Source organism: Kitasatospora griseola, assembly GCF_044999035.1.
Lineage (GTDB): Bacteria > Actinomycetota > Actinomycetes > Streptomycetales > Streptomycetaceae > Kitasatospora > Kitasatospora griseola.
Genome location: NZ_CP173360.1, coordinates 3,768,717 through 3,783,971 on the forward strand (window position 1 = coordinate 3,768,717; position 15,255 = coordinate 3,783,971).

A 15,255-nucleotide genomic window follows, 5' to 3' on the forward strand; every position below is an offset into this window, starting at 1 on the left:
ACCCGCCCGGGTACCTGTACAGTCTCCGGCACCGTGGCCGTGATGGCCCGCCGCACCCCGCCCCACCGGCGGCTTTTCCTGCCTGCGCGGGCCGTTGCCGGGTCAGACGCGGGGGCGTCGGACGGCGGTTCCAGCCTGCCTGCTCAAGGTCACGATTCGGAGGCGTACTCGACAAGCCTGTGTGAGAGGCGTCACCCTGTCATTCATCCACGCGGGGAGGCTTGGATGGGCAGGAGCCGCAGAACTATTCCCGAGGAGCTGTTGCTGCTCGCACTGGACCCGGCCACGGGTACCACCGCGCAGCCGCAGACCCTCGACCTCGGACTTGCCGGGGCGCAGCTCGTCGAGCTGTCCCTGGCCGGAAGGATAGTCCCGGACGGGGACCGGATCGCCGTGGTGGTGCCACGGCCGACCGGTGATCCGACGTTGGACCATGCGTTGGAGCTGTTGCGCAGGCGCGGCAGTCCGGTGCGCGCCGCGCACTGGATCGGCGGGCCGCGCCTGGGCCTGAGGCAGACGTACCTGGCGCACCTGGAGCGGTGCGGCATGGTGACGGCGGTGCCGGGTCAGGTCTGCGGCGTGCTGCCGACGACCCGTTACCAGGCGTCGGACGACTGCACCAACGCGGCGATCAAGCAGCGGCTGGACACCGCGATCCGCACCGGCGTGCCGCCGGACCCGCGGACGGCGGCACTGGCGGCGCTGGCGCACGCGGTGGGTCTGGGCAAGCACCTGTACCCGGGCAACGAGGGACGGTCCTCACGTTCCCGGCTGCGGGACCTGATCAGGTACGACCCGCTGGGCGGGATGGTGGCCCATGCGGTGATGGACGTGCAGAACGGTCTGCCGGCCCAGCAGGGCAGGTCGGCGCCCGCGGGTTCGCGGGGTCCGGCCGGTCGGCCCGCGCCCGCGGGGCGGGGTGTGGCCAGTCGGGTGGGCGCGCGATGAGCGGCCTGCGCTGCTAGCTGGTGTGCGATGCGGTTCGAGGGCGGTCGGCCCGGTGCGATGCACCGGGCGGCCGCCCTTCACCGTTGGCGCCCCGGAGCCGACGGTCCGTCAGCTGCCGTGGGGCGCACGGGATGCCCTTTAGCGTGTGGGGCTGGTGGTCCGCAAGAGCCACTGTCCCCATTGGGTGATTTTCCGACGATCTGTTCTAACGCGCTGCCGCGATTCCCGGGCGTGGACGGCAGTTGAGGTGGCATGCTGCTCAGCGTCAGGGGGTTGGTACCAATTACCGCACTGTTGCCAGAAGTAGGGCCGGAGGTCCATGTGTCCGCCAGCGTGAATCCGACGGTCCGCCGCCGCAGGCTCGGCGCCGAGCTCCGGAGGCTGCGCGAGCTCCGCGGCATGACTGCGGAGGAGGTGGCCGGCCGTCTGATGGTGTCCCAGTCGAAGATCAGCCGACTGGAGAACGGCCGCCGCTCGATCAGCCAGCGCGATGTGCGCGACCTGTGCGACGTCTACCAGGTCGAGGACGAGCGGGTCCGCAACGGGCTGATGGAGATGGCCAAGGAGTCGCGCCAGCGCGGCTGGTGGCACGAGTTCGGGGACATCCCGTACAGCGTGTACATCGGGCTGGAGGCGGAGGCCTCGTCGATCCGGGCCTACGAGTCCTCGTTCGTGCCGGGGCTGTTGCAGACCCCGGAGTACGCGGAGGCGGTGGTCACCGGCACCCAGCCGGACACCGATCCGGCCGCCATCCGCCGCCGGGTGGAGGTGCGGCTCAAGCGCCAGCACCGGATACACGGCGAGGACCAGATCGGCAGCCTGTGGGTGGTGGTCGACGAGGCGGTGCTGCGCCGGCAGGTCGGCGGGCCGCAGGTGATGGCGGCGCAGCTGTACCAGTTGGTCGAGCTCGGTGAGCGGCCGAACATCAATCTGCAGGTCATACCGTTCAGCCACGGCGCCCATCCCGGCATGACCGGGACATTTTCCCTGATGGAGTTCCCCGAGTCAGCGGATTCCACGGTCGTCTACTTCGAAGGAGTGACGAGCGATCTCTACCTGGAGAAGGAAGCCGACGTACGCCGCTATACCAATCTGTACGACCATCTGCGAGCCGCGGCGCTGAGTGTCACGGAGAGCCGGTCGATGATCACCCAATTGGCAGAGGAGTTCATGAAATGAGCAAGGCCATCGAGACCCTGACCTGGCGCAAGAGCAGCTACAGCGGCGGCAACGGCGCGTGCGTCGAGATCGCCGTCCCGTCTTCTGCCTCGATCGCGGTCCGGGACTCCAAGGACCCGCAGGGCCCGCAGCTGCGCTTCTCCAACGCGAGCTGGGCGGCTTTCGCGGCGGCCGCCGGCGCGGGCGTCTTCGGCGAGATCTGACCCGGGCCTGATCCACGGCACCTTCGTACCACTCCGGTGCCCGTCGCCTCCCCCGCGGCGGGCACCGTCGTACGGGGTGCGTCAGCCGCCGGTGGGGTAGCGGGTGTCCCAGCCGTCGGTGCCGTGCAGGGCGGGGCCGTGCAGCAGTTCCAGCACCAGGTCGTCGGCGAGCTCCAGGATCGTGCCGCGGCCTTCGAGTTCGGCGAGCAGTTCGGGCGGGAGCGCGGTCTCGCCGTGCAGGGCGCCCAGCAGGTTGCCGCAGATGGAGCCGGTGGAATCGCTGTCGCCGGAGTGGTTGACGGCCAGCAGCAGGCCGCTGCGGACGTCCTCGGCGACCAGCGCGCAGTACAGGCCGATGGCGAGCGACTCCTCGGCGGTCCAGCCCTCGCCGAGCTCCTCGACGCGTTCGGCGGACGGCACCCCGGCCCGGACGGCGTCCAGGGCGGCGCGCAGCGCGGCGGTGGTCTCCTCGTGGCCGGGGCGCTCGGACAGCAGCGCCAGGGCGAGGTGGACGCCCTCCTCCAGGGTGCCGCCGCGGGCCACCGCGTGGACGATCACCGCGAAGGCCCCGGCGGACAGGTAGCCGGTGGGGTGGCCGTGGGTCAGCACCGAGCATTCGACGGCGAGTTGGAACACCAGGGCGGGGTCCCAGGCGGTGAGCAGTCCGAACGGGGCGGCGCGCATCACGGTGCCGCAGCCCTTGGAGTTCGGGTTGCGCGGGTCGTCGAGGGTGGGCAGCGGCCCGTCCGCGGTGCCGGCCAGGCCGGACAGGCAGGCGTTGCCGGGGGCGCGGCGTTCGTACAGCCACTCCTCGCGGCCGAGCCAGCCGAGGTCCTTGCGGCGCTCGTCGGGGCCCCAGTCCTGCTGGGTGGCGTACCAGCGCAGGTAGGCGCGGTGCACGTCGGACGGCGGGTGCCAGGCGCCGCTGTCGCGGCCGATGTGGGCGCGGATCAGGCCGTCGACGGTGAACAGGCTCATCTGGGTGTCGTCGGTGACGGCGCCGCGCCGCCCGTAGGCGGGGACGTAGCCGGTGACGCCGGTCTCGCCGTGGGCGGTGCGGATCTGCTCCAGCTGTTCGAACTCGATGCCGGCGCCGAGGGCGTCGCCGATCGCACCGCCGAGCAGACAGCCCCGCACCCGGCTGCGGAAGTCCTGCTGCTGGGCGCGTGACCACAGGGGCATCACGGATGGGGGCCTTTCGGTCGGCGGCGTCGGACAGCAGACGCACTGTATTCGAAGGCCCGCTCGAAACCGCCGGGCTCCACCGAACATCCATCCGCCCGCCGCCGGGCGGGCCCGCTACTCGAGTACGGGCAGCAGCCGGGGCAGGTGTCCGTCGGAGGCGAGGGCCGACGCGCGGCGTTCGGCGGGGACCTCGCCGTAGTCGGTGGTGCGCTGGCGGGCGGGGCGGCCGGCCAGTGCGGCGATCGCCTCCAGGTCGCGGACCGACTTGTAGGAGCCCCAACCGGAGCCCGCCATCCGGGAGATGGTCTCCTCCATCAGGGTGCCGCCCAAGTCGTTGGCCCCGCTGCGGAGCATCTCGGCGGCGCCCTCCGCGCCGAGCTTCACCCAGCTGGTCTGGATGTTGGGGATGTGCGGGTGCAGCAGCAGCCGGGCCATCGCCGTGACCGCCCGGTTGTCGCGCGCGGTCGGGCCGGGCCGGGCGATGCCCGCCAGGTACACGGGGGCGTTGGTGTGCACGAACGGCAGGGTGACGAACTCGGTGAACCCGCCGGTGCGCTGCTGGATCTCGGCCAGCAGCCGCAGGTGGCCCAGCCAGTGCCGGGGGGTGTCGACGTGCCCGTACATCATGGTGGACGAGGAGCGCAGGCCCAGTTCGTGCGCGGCGGTGACCACCTCCACCCAGGTCGCGGCGGGCAGCTTGCCCTTGGTGAGGATCCAGCGCACCTCGTCGTCGAGGATCTCCGCGGCGGTGCCCGGGATCGAGTCCAGGCCGGACTCCTTGGCCCGGGCCAGCCAGTCGCGGATCGACAGCCCGGTGCGGGTGGCGCCGTTGACCACCTCCATCGGCGAGAACGCGTGCACGTGGATGCCCGGCACCCGCTGCTTCACGGCCCGGGCGATGTCGAAGTAGGCGGTGCCCGGCAGGTCCGGGTGGATGCCGCCCTGCATGCACACCTCGGTCGCGCCGACCTCCCAGGCCTGCTCGGCCCGCTCGGCGACCTGGTCCAGCGACAGGGTGTACGCGTCGGCGTCGGTGCGGCGCTGCGCGAACGCGCAGAACCGGCAGCCGGTGTAGCAGACGTTGGTGAAGTTGATGTTCCGGGTGACGCAGTACGTCACCTCCTCGCCGACGGTGTCGCGGCGCAGCTCGTCGGCGATCCGGGTGAGCGCGTCCAGTGCGTCGCCGTCCGCCTGGAACAGCGCGAGGGCCTGGTCGTCCGTCAGCTTCGTCGGGTCGTCGGCGGCGGTGGACAGCGCGGCCCGCAGGTCGGCGGGCAGGCGGCGCGGGGCGGGGACGGCGGCCTGCTCGCGCAGCGACTCCCAGTCGCCGTACACCTCGTCGAAGTCGGAGCGGCGGTCGCCGGTGCGGCCCTCGGTGTCGACGGTGCGGAACAGGTCGGTGCGGCCGCCGCCGGTCATCGGCTCGTCGGGCTCCTGCCAGGGCAGGCCGGCCGGGCGGCGGCCCTCGACGGCCAGGCCGGTGGCCGGGTCGGCGAGCGCCCGCACGTGCGGCAGCAGGCGCGGGTCGAGCCACGGCTCGCCGCGCTTCAGGTACTCGGGGTAGATCGTCAACCGCTCGCGCAGGGCGAACCCGGCCTCGGCGGTCCGTTCGGCCAACTCTTCGATGTGCGGCCAGGGGCGTTCCGGGTTGACGTGGTCCGGCGTCAGCGGCGAGACGCCGCCCCAGTCGTCGATGCCGGCGCGGATCAGCAGCGCGAACTCGGCGTCCACCAGGTTCGGCGGGGCCTGGATCCGGGCGGCCGGGCCGAGCACCAGCCGGGCCACCGCCACCGCGGCCGCCAGCTCGGACAGTTCGGCGTCCGGCATGGCCCGCATCGCGGTGTCCGGCTTGGCCCGGAAGTTCTGCACGATCACTTCCTGCACGCCCTGGTAGGCGCGGGCCACCTTGCGGATCGCCAGCAGCGACTCGGCCCGCTCCTGGTGGGTCTCGCCGATGCCGATCAGCACCCCGGTGGTGAACGGCACGGCGCTGCGCCCGGCGTCCTCCAGCACCCGCAGCCGCACCGCCGGCTCCTTGTCCGGAGAGCCGTGGTGCGGGCCGCCGGGCTCCGACCACAGGCGGGTGGCGGTGGTCTCCAGCATCATGCCCATCGACGGGGCGACCGGCTTGAGGCGCTGGAAGTCCGTCCAGGACAGCACGCCGGGGTTCAGGTGCGGCAGCAGCCCGGTCTCCTCCAGCACCCGCACCGCCATCGCCCGGACGTACGCCAGGGTGTCGTCGTAGCCGTGCGCGTCCAGCCACTCGCGGGCCTCCGGCCAGCGGTCCTCGGGTCGGTCGCCGAGCGTGAACAGCGCTTCCTTGCAGCCCAGTTCGGCGCCCCGGCGGGCGATCTCCAGCACCTCGTCCGGGGACAGGTACAGGCCGTGGCCGTCCTTGCGGAGCTTGCCGGGCACGGTGACGAAGGTGCAGTAGTGGCAGCGGTCCCGGCACAGCCTGGTCAGCGGAATGAACACCTTGCGCGAGTACGTGACGACGCCCGGGCGGCCGGCCTGCTCCAGCCCGGCGTCCCGGATCCGCCCGGCGACCTCGCACAGCTGCTCCAGGTCCGCGCCGCGCGCCCGGAGCAGCACCGCCGCCTCCGCCGCGTCCAGCGCCACCCCGTCCCGGGCCCGGCGCAGCGCGCGCCGCATCGCGGTCGGGGTGGGGTACGAGGCTGCGGGCGCCGGAGGCTGGAGGCTCATGCGCCCGACCCTACGCGAGCCGTACGCCTGCGGGAGTACAGAACCCTGACGGCTTCTCAGGGTCGCAATGCGCCGGATACGACGGGAGACGTAGCGCGATCTGCTGCCGCGGGGCGACGCGCCGTCCGGGGCCGCGGGGCTTCAATGGACACTGACAGCAGACAAGCTCGGAAGGGGGCCGCAGTGGACCAGGAAACCACCGCAGTACAGGACTTGACGGCGACTCGGGCCGGACGGCGGCGCACCGCCGTCCGTTACGGCGTGCCGGTGGCGATCGCCGCCGCCGTCGCCACCGGCATCGGCCTGGTGCCCGCACTGGCCAGCGACGAGGCCCCGAAGCTGCCCGCCATCAGCGCCCAGGACCTGGTCGCCAAGGCGCTGTCGGCGAACACCGACACCTTCACCGGCACCGTCCGGGTCAACGCCGACCTGGGCCTGCCCACGGCGCTGACCGACGCCGCCACCGGCTCCGGCGCGATCGGCGACCTCGCCCGCAGCGCCGGCGCGCACACCGGCAGCGCCGACCCGCAGCTGAAGGCCGTCGAACTGCTCGGCGGCTCGCACACCCTGACCATCGCCGCTGACGGCCCGGACCGCCAGCGGCTCACCCTGTCCGGCCAGAAGTCCGGCTACGAGCTGGTCCACAACGGCGACCAGGTGTGGGCGTACGACCGCAGCTCCCAGCAGGCCCTGCACCTGACCGGCGCGGGCGCCGACGGCCACCGGCCGGACGCTAAGGCGGGGATCGGCTCCGTCACCCCGCAGGACATCGCCAAGCAGCTGCTGGAGCACTCCGCCGGCACCACCTCGGTGACGGTCGACGGCACCGAGCGGGTCGCCGGGCACGCCGCGTACAAGCTCAGCATCAAGCCCAAGCAGGCCGGCTCGACCGTCGCGGAGATCCGGGTCTCGATCGACGCCGAGAAGGGCCTGCCGCTGGCCGTGCAGCTGCGCACGGTGGACGGCGCGACCGCGTTCGACGTGCGCTTCGGCACGCTCTCCTACGCCAAGCCGGACGCCAAGACCTTCCAGTTCAGCGTCCCCAAGGGCGCCAAGGTGGTCGAGCGGCCCGGGGGCAAGCTCTCCGAGAACCCGATGCCGTCGATCCCGGGCCTGCCCTCGCTGCCGACCGGCGGCGGCGCGGACGGGGCCGAGGGCGGCGTCATCGGCGAGGGCTGGACGGCCGTCGCCCACGCCGAGACGGGCGCGGAAGCCGCGAAGGGCATCGCCAAGTTCACCGGCCGCCAGGTCAAGGGCGGCACCCTGGTGTCCACCCGCGTCGTCAACGCCCTGATCACCGACGGCGGCAAGGTCTACGTGGGCGCCGTCACCCCGGAGACGCTGGAGCAGGTCGCGGCCGCCGGGAAGTAACCACGATCGGTGCGCGGGGCCCCGGGGAACGTCTCCCGGGGCCCCGCGTCGTCGTTCGGGCCCGGCGCGACTCTTGACGCGGGCTCGGCCGAACCGCTGGGATGGTGGGCCGCCGCGGACCGTTCGTCCGTTGTTCGCCCGCCCGTCCGCCCGCTGGGAGCACCGTGCCGATCCGCCGCCGTTCAGTCCTGCTGGGCGGGATCGCGGTCGCCTGCGCCACCGCCCTCGCCCGCTGCGGGCCCGCCGAGGCCAGCTCCGGCAACCACCCCGCCGGGCTGCTCGAAGTGACCTGCGACTGGACCTCCGGCCCCGACCGGAACGGCCTGCAGGCGCTGCTCGCCGCGCTCAAGGGCCACGCCCCGGACGTCACCTTCGTCACCGGCGACGGCTCCACCGACGCCGACCCGCTCACCCGGCTCGCCACCGACCGCCCGCCGGACAGCCTCCGCTGCGCCGGCGGCGCCGAACTCGCCGAACTGGCCCCGCACTTGGAGCCGCTCGACGGCCTCGCCCGGCGCCGCCGCTGGACCGCGGGGCTGCCCGCCGGGCTGCGACCCCGGCTGCGGGCCGGCCGCGCACTGTACGGCGTCCCCGCGGGCGTGCGCCGCACCAACCTGCTCTGGTCGAACCCCCGGGTGCTGGCCGACGCCGCCGCCGACCCCGCCCCGGCGGACCCGGGCCTGCTCATCGCCCAGCTCCAGCGCGTCACCGCCACCGGCCGCCCCGCACTCGCCGTCGGCGGCCCCGCCGAAGTGCTCCAGCTGGCCGAGACCGCCCTGCTGGCCGCCCACGGCCCCGACGCCTTCACCGCGCTCTGGCAGCCCGACGGTCCGTGGCGCGCCCCCGCCACCACCGCCGCGCTGCGCGTCCTGGACGCCCTGCTCGCCCACGCCGCCCCCGTCACCCCCGACGCCGACTGGACGGACGCCGCCCGGCTGCTCGGCACCGGCCAGGCCGGCTACCTGCTCACCGGCGACTGGGCCGACGGCTGGCTGCGCGAGAACCTCGTCCTTCGGGCCGGCGCCGACTACCGGTGGGCCGCCGCCCCCGGCACCGCGGCCCTGTTCCAGTCCCGCGCCGACGTCTTCGTGCTCCCCCGCGGCGCCCACCACCGCGACGCCGCCCTCGCCTGGCTCGACGTCTGCGCGAGCCTCGACGGCCAGATCGCCCTCAACGGCGCCCGCGCCGCCGTCCCGGCCCGCACCGACCTGCCCGAACCCACCCGCGCCCTGTTCGGCCCCTACGCCCGCTGGTCACTGGATGAGTGGCAGCACGGCCGTCCCCTGGACTCGCTCGCCCACGGCGGCCTGCTCACCCCCCGCCGCCGAACCGCCGCGCTCGCCGCCGCCACCGCGTTCACCACCCACCGCGACAGCACCCGGCTGGCCCGCGACCTGGCGGCCGGCTAGCCCGCGACCGCCTCCGCGGGCACCGGCGCCGGCACCTGCCGCCGCTCGGCCCGCACCCGGCGCAGCGCGTCCACGCTCAGCACCACCAGCGCCACCCACACCAGCCCGAAACCCGCCCAGCGGGCCGGCGCCATCGACTCGTGGAAGACCGTCACCCCGATCAGGAACTGGAACACCGGCGCCAGGTACTGCAACAGCCCCAGCGTGGTCAGCGGCACCCGCAGCGCCGCCGCCCCGAAGCACATCAGCGGCACCGCCGTGACCACGCCGCTGGCCACCAGCAGCGCGGTGTGCCCCCAGCCGTAGTGCCCGAGACTGCCCTCGCCGCGCACCCCCAGGTACACCAGGAACCCGAGCGCGAACGGGAACATCACCGCACTCTCCACGGCCAGGCTCTCCGGCCCGCCCAGTGCGACCTTCTTCTTCATCAGCCCGTACGTCGCGAACGAGAACGCGAGCGTCAACGCGATCCACGGCAGCCGCCCGTACGCCACCGTCAGCACCGCGACCGCGGCCACGCCGACGCCGACCGCCGCCCACTGCGCGGTCCGCAGCCGCTCGCGCAGCACCAGCACGCCGAACGCGATCGTCACCAGCGGATTGATGAAGTACCCGAGGCTCGTCTCCACCACGTGCCCGGAGTTCACGCCCCAGATGTACACGCCCCAGTTCACCGAGACCGTGGCCGCCGCCACCGCGAGCAGCGCCAGCCTGCGCGGCTGCCGCAGCAGCGGGCGTATCCAGCCCCAGCGGCGGCGTACCAGCAGCAGCGCCGCGACCGCCACCAGCGACCACACCATCCGGTTCGCCAGGATGTCCACCGCCCCGGCCGGCTCCAACAGCGGCCAGAACAGCGGGAACAACCCCCACATCCCGTACGCCGCGAAGCCGTTCCACAATCCGACCCTGGCCTCCCGCGAACTCTCCGCCATGGCCTGCCCTTCACCCGCGCACGAAACGTCCTACGAAAGGTAGCGGTACGCGGGTGAAGGTGTCATCCCCAAAACATACTTTGGCTCCTGACAAGGGGCGGGCCCCTAGTCGGTCACCGTCCAGGTGCTGGATCCCGCCAGCAGGCCGGCCAGCTCGCCCCGCCCCTTCTGCTCCTCGGCAAGGGCCAGCTGGTCCGCCATCTGCACGTCGTAGACCTCCCGCCGCACGTCCCGCAGCACCCCGATCGGCGTGTGGTGCAGCAGGTCCGCATCGGCCAGCCGGGTCAGCGCGAACGCCGCTGTCGGGCTGCTCGCGTGGGCGTCGTGGACGAGCGCCGTGCCCTCGCTCCGCGGAACGATCCGCAGCTCGCCGTCCGCCCCCCGCACCACGTGCCGGTCCGCGCCGGCCAGGATCGGCTGCCCGTGCTCCAGCCGGATGAGCGCCTCGTCCCGGGTGCCGGGCTCCTTGAGGACCTCGAACGCGCCGTCGTTGAAGATGTTGCAGTTCTGGTAGATCTCCACCAGCGCGGTGCCCTCGTGCTGCGCCGCGGCCCGCAGCACCGACTGCAGGTGCTGCCGGTCGGAGTCGATGGTCCGCGCCACGAAGCTCGCCTCCGCGCCGATCGCCAGCGAGAGCGGGTTGAAGGGCGCGTCCAGCGAGCCCATCGGCGTGGACTTGGTGATCTTCCCTACCTCGCTGGTCGGCGAGTACTGACCCTTCGTCAGTCCGTAGATCCGGTTGTTGAACAGCAGGATCTTCAGATTGACGTTCCGGCGCAGCGCGTGGATCAGGTGGTTGCCGCCGATCGACAGCGCGTCGCCGTCGCCCGTCACCACCCAGACCGACAGGTCGGGGCGGGACGCGGCCAGGCCGGTGGCGATCGCCGGGGCGCGGCCGTGGATCGAGTGCATCCCGTAGGTGTTCATGTAGTACGGGAAGCGCGAGGAGCAGCCGATGCCGGAGACGAAGACGGTGTTCTCCCGGCGGATGCCGAGCTCCGGCATGAAGGACTGGACGGCGGCCAGGATCGCGTAGTCCCCGCAGCCGGGACACCAGCGCACTTCCTGGTCGGTCTTGAAGTCCTTCGCGGACTGCGGGCCGTCGGCCTTGGGGACGAGCCGCAGCGCGGGGAAGTCGGTCATCGGGTCGCCTCCGCGTCGAGCGTGCCGATCGCCGCGTGCAGCACGTCGGCGAGTTGGGCGGCCTTGAACGGCAGGCCGCGCACCTGGTTGTAGGACTGGGCGTCGACGAGGTACTTCGCGCGCAGCAGCAGGGCGAGCTGTCCGAGGTTCATCTCGGGGACGATCACCCGCTCGTAGCGGCGCAGCACCGTGCCGAGGTTGGCCGGGAAGGGGTTGAGGTGGCGCAGGTGGGCCTGGGCGACCTGGCCGCCGTCCGCCCGTACCCGGCGCACCGCGGCGGTGATCGGGCCGTAGGTGGAGCCCCAGCCGAGCACCAGGACGCGGGCCTCGCCGCTCGGGTCGTCGACCTCGACGTCCGGCACCTCGATGCCGTCGATCTTGGCCTGCCGGGTGCGGACCATGAAGTCGTGGTTCGCGGGGTCGTAGGAGATGTTGCCGGTGCCGTCCTGCTTCTCGATGCCGCCGATCCGGTGCTCCAGACCGGGGGTGCCGGGCACCGCCCACGGGCGGGCGAGGGTGTGCGGGTCGCGCTGGTAGGGGCGGAAGGTGCCGTCGGCGCCGTTCGGCTCGGTGGCGAACTCCACGCGCAGGTCCGGCAGTTCCCCGACGTCCGGGATCTTCCACGGCTCGGAGCCGTTGGCCAGGTAGCCGTCGGAGAGCAGGAAGACCGGCGTGCGGTAGGTGAGCGCGATCCGGGCGGCGTCGAGCGCGGCGTCGAAGCACTCGGCGGGCGTCGCGGGGGCCACGATCGGCACCGGGGCCTCGCCGTTGCGGCCGAACATCGCCTGCAGCAGGTCGGCCTGCTCGGTCTTGGTCGGCAGGCCGGTGGACGGGCCGCCGCGCTGGATGTCGACCACCAGCAGCGGCAGTTCCAGCGACACCGCCAGACCGATGGTCTCCGACTTCAGCGCCACCCCCGGACCGGACGTGGTGGTCACGCCCAGCGCGCCGCCGAACGCCGCGCCGAGCGCCGCGCCGATGCCGGCGATCTCGTCCTCGGCCTGGAGCGTCCGCACGCCGAAGTTCTTGTGCTTCGACAGCTCGTGCAGGATGTCGGAGGCCGGGGTGATCGGGTACGAGCCGAGGAACACCGGCAGCCCGGACCGCTCCCCCGCCGCGACCAGGCCGTACGACAGCGCCAGGTTCCCGGAGATGTTGCGGTACGTGCCGGCCGGCAGCTTGGCCGGCGGGACCTCGTAGGAGACCGCGAAGTCCTCGGTGGTCTCGCCGAAGTTCCAGCCCGCCCGGAACGCCGCCACGTTCGCCTCGGCGATCTGCGGCTTCTTCGCGAACTTCTGACGGAGGAACAGTTCGGTTCCGTGGGTGGGCCGGTGGTACATCCACGACAGCAGGCCGAGGGCGAACATGTTCTTCGCCCGCTCCGCGTCCTTGCGGGCCAGCCCGCTGTCCTTCAGCGCCTCCAGCGTCAGCGTGGTCAGCGGCACCGGGTGCAGCCGGAACGCCTCCAGCGAACCGTCGGCCAGCGGGTCCTTGTCGTACCCGACCTTCGCCAGCGCGCGCTTGGTGAACTCGTCGGTGTTGACGATGATCTCGGCGCCGGCCGGCAGGTCCGGCAGGTTCGCCTTCAGCGCCGCCGGGTTCATCGCCACCAGCACGTCGGGGGCGTCACCGGGCGTCAGGATGTCGTGGTCGGCGAAGTGCAACTGGAAGCTGGACACACCCGGCAGGGTGCCTGCGGGGGCCCGGATCTCCGCCGGGAAGTTCGGCAGGGTCGACAGGTCGTTGCCGAACGCCGCCGTCTCCGAGGTGAAGCGGTCGCCGGTGAGCTGCATGCCGTCGCCGGAGTCCCCGGCGAACCGGATGATCACCCGGTCCAGCCGTCGGATCGGCTTGGGCGCCCGCCCGGACCCGTCCTGCGGGCCCGAACGGGGCGAGGCCGGGCCCGTCCGGCGCTCGCCGCCCGGGCCGTCCACTGCCTCTGACTGATCGACCTGACTGGTCACTGCCGCGGACCTCCTCGAAGGGGAGCCAGCAGCGGGCGTGAGCCGTGTGCCCCGTCCGCCTGGCGCACCAAGGAAATCCTAAACAGCTGACGCACCGCTGATAGGCAACTCGCGAAGACCGAAAATCGCGGGTCCTGGCCGGTCACGACTCCAAATACGCCAGCACCGCGAGAACCCGCCGGTGATCCTGCTGGCTCTGTCCCAAACCCAATTTCTGGAAGATGTTCGACACATGCTTCTCGACCGCACCGTCGGACACCACCAGTTGCTTGGCTATCGCGGCGTTGGTCCGGCCCTCCGCCATCAGCCCCAGCACCTCGCGCTCACGGGGCGTCAGATTCGCCAGCGTGTCGACCTGCCGGCTGCGGCTCAGCAACTGCTGCACCACCTCCGGATCCAGCGCCGTCCCGCCCTGCGCGACCCGGGTCACCGCGTCGGCGAACTCCCGCACCTCCGCGACCCGGTCCTTCAGCAGGTAGCCCACGCCGCGGGTCGAACCCGCCAGCAGCTCACCCGCGTACTGCTCCTCCACGTGCTGCGACAGCACCAGCACACCCAGCTGCGGATACCGCTTGCGCAACTCCACGCACGCCCGCACCCCCTCGTCGGTGTGCGTCGGCGGCATCCGCACGTCCGCCACCACCACGTCCGGCAACGCGCCGCTCTCCTGCAGCCCGTCCACCGCCCGCAGCAGCGCGTCCCCGTCACCGACCCCCGCCACGACCTCCATCCCCCGGTCCGTCAGCAACCGCGTCAGCCCCTCCCGGAGCAGCACGGAATCCTCGGCGATCACCACACGCAACATGGGACGAACCCTAGCGCGAGGCGCTGCGCGAGCGGACGGGCGCGAAAGCGGGCGCGAACCCAGGGGCGCGTGGGGGTACCTCCCGGCCCGCCAGGGCTGGGGGGAGAACTGCGCGACAAGCCGTGCACCAGTCCGCAAGGTCGCGAACACGTGCAGGTCACTGTCCTACATCGCGATCTTGCGGTGGGGCGCCTTCCGCTCCGCGCAGTTCCCCGCGCCCCTGGTGGTGCTCTCCCTGCCCCTCGCACCTCACATGGTGCGGATGGCCACCGTGTCGCACAGCTCCTGCAGCGCCGCCTTCGCCGGCCCGGCCGGCAGCGGGTCGAGCAGCGCACGCGCTTCCTCGGCGTAGCGCAGCGTCTCGCGGCGCGCCCGCTCCAGCGCCGGGTGCCGGCGCAGCAGGCGCAGGACCTCGGCGTGGGCGTCGTCGTCGGACGCCAGGTCGGTGTCGAGGAGCTCGCGCAGCCGCGCGTCCTCGGGGTCGGCCGGGTCGACCGGCATCTGACGCAGCAGCAGGACGGGCAGCGTGGGGACGCCCTCGCGCAGGTCGGTGCCGGGGGTCTTGCCGGACTCGTGGCCGTCGCTGGCGATGTCGAGGACGTCGTCGGCGAGCTGGAACGCGGTGCCGATGCGCTCGCCGTACTGGGTGAGCAGATCGACGATCCAGGGCTCGGCGCCGGCCATCATGGCGCCGAAGCGGCAGGAGACGGCGATCAGCGAGCCGGTCTTGCCGGACAGCACGTCCAGGTAGTGGCGCAGCGGGTCGTCCTCGGGGCGGGGCCCCATGGTCTCCAGGATCTGGCCGGTGACCAGCCGTTCGAAGGCGTCGGCCTGGACCCGGACGGCCTCGGGGCCGAGGTCGGAGAGCACCTGGGAGGCCCGGGAGAACAGGAAGTCGCCGGTGAGGATGGCGACCGAGTTGTCCCAGCGGCTGTTGGCGCTGGGGGCGCCGCGCCGCACGGGGGCCTCGTCCATCACGTCGTCGTGGTACAGCGTCGCGAGGTGGGTCAGTTCGACCACCACCGCGGACGGCACCACCCCGGGCGCGCCGGGGTCGCCGAACTGGGCGGCGAGCATCACCAGCAGCGGCCTGAACCGCTTCCCCCCGGCCTCGATGAGGTGGCTGGCGGTCACCGTGATGAAGGGCACGTCGCACTTGACGGCCTCGATCAGGGCGGCCTCCACGGCCTCCATCCCGGCCTGGACGTCGCGGGTCAGATCGCGGTCCTGCACGCTCAGCCCGAAGGGCCCCACGACGGTCACGCTGACCACTCCTGTCCCTGGTCGATCCAGCGGGCCGGTCCCTCAGCGCCGCCGATGCACATACAAGGCAGCGTATCCGGTCCGGAGTGGATCACTGCACGGGCATGGTCCTTCCTCCCCTGGTGGCGGGAGGTGGGCCCGGGCCGGACC

12 protein-coding genes are annotated in these 15,255 nt (G+C 72.8%); 5 read left to right on the forward strand and 7 right to left on the reverse strand.

Annotated features, from left to right (window positions below; translation table 11 throughout):
- The first annotated feature begins 225 nt into the window (after window positions 1–225).
- The 3 genes from ACI1MP_RS16895 to ACI1MP_RS16905 all read left to right on the forward strand — a co-directional run bounded on the left by ACI1MP_RS16895 (window position 226) and on the right by ACI1MP_RS16905 (window position 2,330).
- On the forward strand, window positions 226–948 hold the full coding sequence (locus ACI1MP_RS16895) for a GPP34 family phosphoprotein (RefSeq protein ID WP_043915692.1): 723 nt from the start codon (window positions 226–228) through the stop codon (window positions 946–948).
- A 321-nt stretch (window positions 949–1,269) separates the two neighbouring features.
- Window positions 1,270–2,127, forward strand: coding sequence for a helix-turn-helix transcriptional regulator (locus ACI1MP_RS16900; protein WP_100587490.1), 858 nt, complete (start codon window positions 1,270–1,272; stop codon window positions 2,125–2,127).
- A complete protein-coding gene (locus ACI1MP_RS16905; RefSeq protein ID WP_043915690.1) occupies window positions 2,124–2,330 on the forward strand; it encodes a DUF397 domain-containing protein in 207 nt (68 codons plus the stop codon). Before ACI1MP_RS16900 ends, ACI1MP_RS16905 begins: the two co-directional genes overlap by 4 nt.
- Window positions 2,331–2,411: 81 nt before the next feature.
- Here ACI1MP_RS16905 and ACI1MP_RS16910 read toward each other — a convergent pair whose 3' ends face one another.
- Window positions 2,412–3,512, reverse strand: a complete 1,101-nt coding sequence (locus tag ACI1MP_RS16910; RefSeq protein WP_404868947.1) for an ADP-ribosylglycohydrolase family protein — start codon at window positions 3,510–3,512, stop codon at window positions 2,412–2,414.
- 117 nt (window positions 3,513–3,629) lie between these two features.
- The gene (locus tag ACI1MP_RS16915) at window positions 3,630–6,218 is read right to left on the reverse strand and encodes a bifunctional FO biosynthesis protein CofGH (RefSeq protein WP_404868948.1); all 2,589 of its coding nucleotides are present in this window, start codon (window positions 6,216–6,218) and stop codon (window positions 3,630–3,632) included.
- A 183-nt stretch (window positions 6,219–6,401) separates the two neighbouring features.
- On the opposite strand from ACI1MP_RS16915, the gene ACI1MP_RS16920 reads away from it, so the two are divergent.
- Together ACI1MP_RS16920 and ACI1MP_RS16925 are read left to right on the forward strand one after the other, a co-directional pair.
- Window positions 6,402–7,589 carry a LolA family protein gene (locus ACI1MP_RS16920; RefSeq protein ID WP_404868949.1) on the forward strand — a complete coding sequence of 396 codons (1,188 nt, stop codon included), beginning with the start codon at window positions 6,402–6,404 and terminating at the stop codon, window positions 7,587–7,589.
- A gap of 164 nt (window positions 7,590–7,753) precedes the next feature.
- Window positions 7,754–8,998, forward strand: a complete 1,245-nt coding sequence (locus ACI1MP_RS16925; protein ID WP_404868950.1) for an ABC transporter substrate-binding protein — start codon at window positions 7,754–7,756, stop codon at window positions 8,996–8,998.
- Here ACI1MP_RS16925 and rarD read toward each other — a convergent pair.
- From rarD to ACI1MP_RS16950, 5 genes are all read right to left on the reverse strand, one after another.
- Window positions 8,995–9,930, reverse strand: coding sequence for an EamA family transporter RarD (gene rarD / locus ACI1MP_RS16930; protein WP_380338116.1), 936 nt, complete (start codon window positions 9,928–9,930; stop codon window positions 8,995–8,997). The two genes, ACI1MP_RS16925 and rarD, sit on opposite strands and share 4 nt — an antisense overlap.
- A gap of 105 nt (window positions 9,931–10,035) precedes the next feature.
- Window positions 10,036–11,073: a 2-oxoacid:ferredoxin oxidoreductase subunit beta gene (locus tag ACI1MP_RS16935; RefSeq protein ID WP_100587496.1), complete on the reverse strand. Its 1,038-nt coding sequence runs from the start codon at window positions 11,071–11,073 to the stop codon at window positions 10,036–10,038.
- Window positions 11,070–13,037: a 2-oxoacid:acceptor oxidoreductase subunit alpha gene (locus ACI1MP_RS16940; protein WP_380338120.1), complete on the reverse strand. Its 1,968-nt coding sequence runs from the start codon at window positions 13,035–13,037 to the stop codon at window positions 11,070–11,072. Before ACI1MP_RS16940 ends, ACI1MP_RS16935 begins: the two co-directional genes overlap by 4 nt.
- A gap of 142 nt (window positions 13,038–13,179) precedes the next feature.
- Window positions 13,180–13,839 (reverse strand): response regulator transcription factor, encoded by a 660-nt coding sequence (locus ACI1MP_RS16945; protein ID WP_100587634.1) that lies wholly within the window; start codon window positions 13,837–13,839, stop codon window positions 13,180–13,182.
- Between the two features lie 252 nt (window positions 13,840–14,091).
- Entirely contained in the window at window positions 14,092–15,105 is a 1,014-nt protein-coding gene (locus ACI1MP_RS16950) for a polyprenyl synthetase family protein (RefSeq protein ID WP_387996006.1), read from the reverse strand.
- Window positions 15,106–15,255: the final 150 nt, after the last annotated feature.

What these genes read in the sequence shown, in the direction of transcription:
- ACI1MP_RS16895 (WP_043915692.1), top strand. Translation starts at nt 226, where the DNA reads ATGGGCAGGAGCCGCAGAACTATTCCCGAGGAGCTGTTGCTGCTCGCA.
- ACI1MP_RS16905 (WP_043915690.1), top strand. Translation starts at nt 2,124, where the DNA reads ATGAGCAAGGCCATCGAGACCCTGACCTGGCGCAAGAGCAGCTACAGC.
- ACI1MP_RS16910 (WP_404868947.1), bottom strand. Translation starts at nt 3,512, where the DNA reads ATGCCCCTGTGGTCACGCGCCCAGCAGCAGGACTTCCGCAGCCGGGTG.
- ACI1MP_RS16915 (WP_404868948.1), bottom strand. Translation starts at nt 6,218, where the DNA reads ATGAGCCTCCAGCCTCCGGCGCCCGCAGCCTCGTACCCCACCCCGACC.
- rarD (WP_380338116.1), bottom strand. Translation starts at nt 9,930, where the DNA reads ATGGCGGAGAGTTCGCGGGAGGCCAGGGTCGGATTGTGGAACGGCTTC.
- ACI1MP_RS16935 (WP_100587496.1), bottom strand. Translation starts at nt 11,073, where the DNA reads ATGACCGACTTCCCCGCGCTGCGGCTCGTCCCCAAGGCCGACGGCCCG.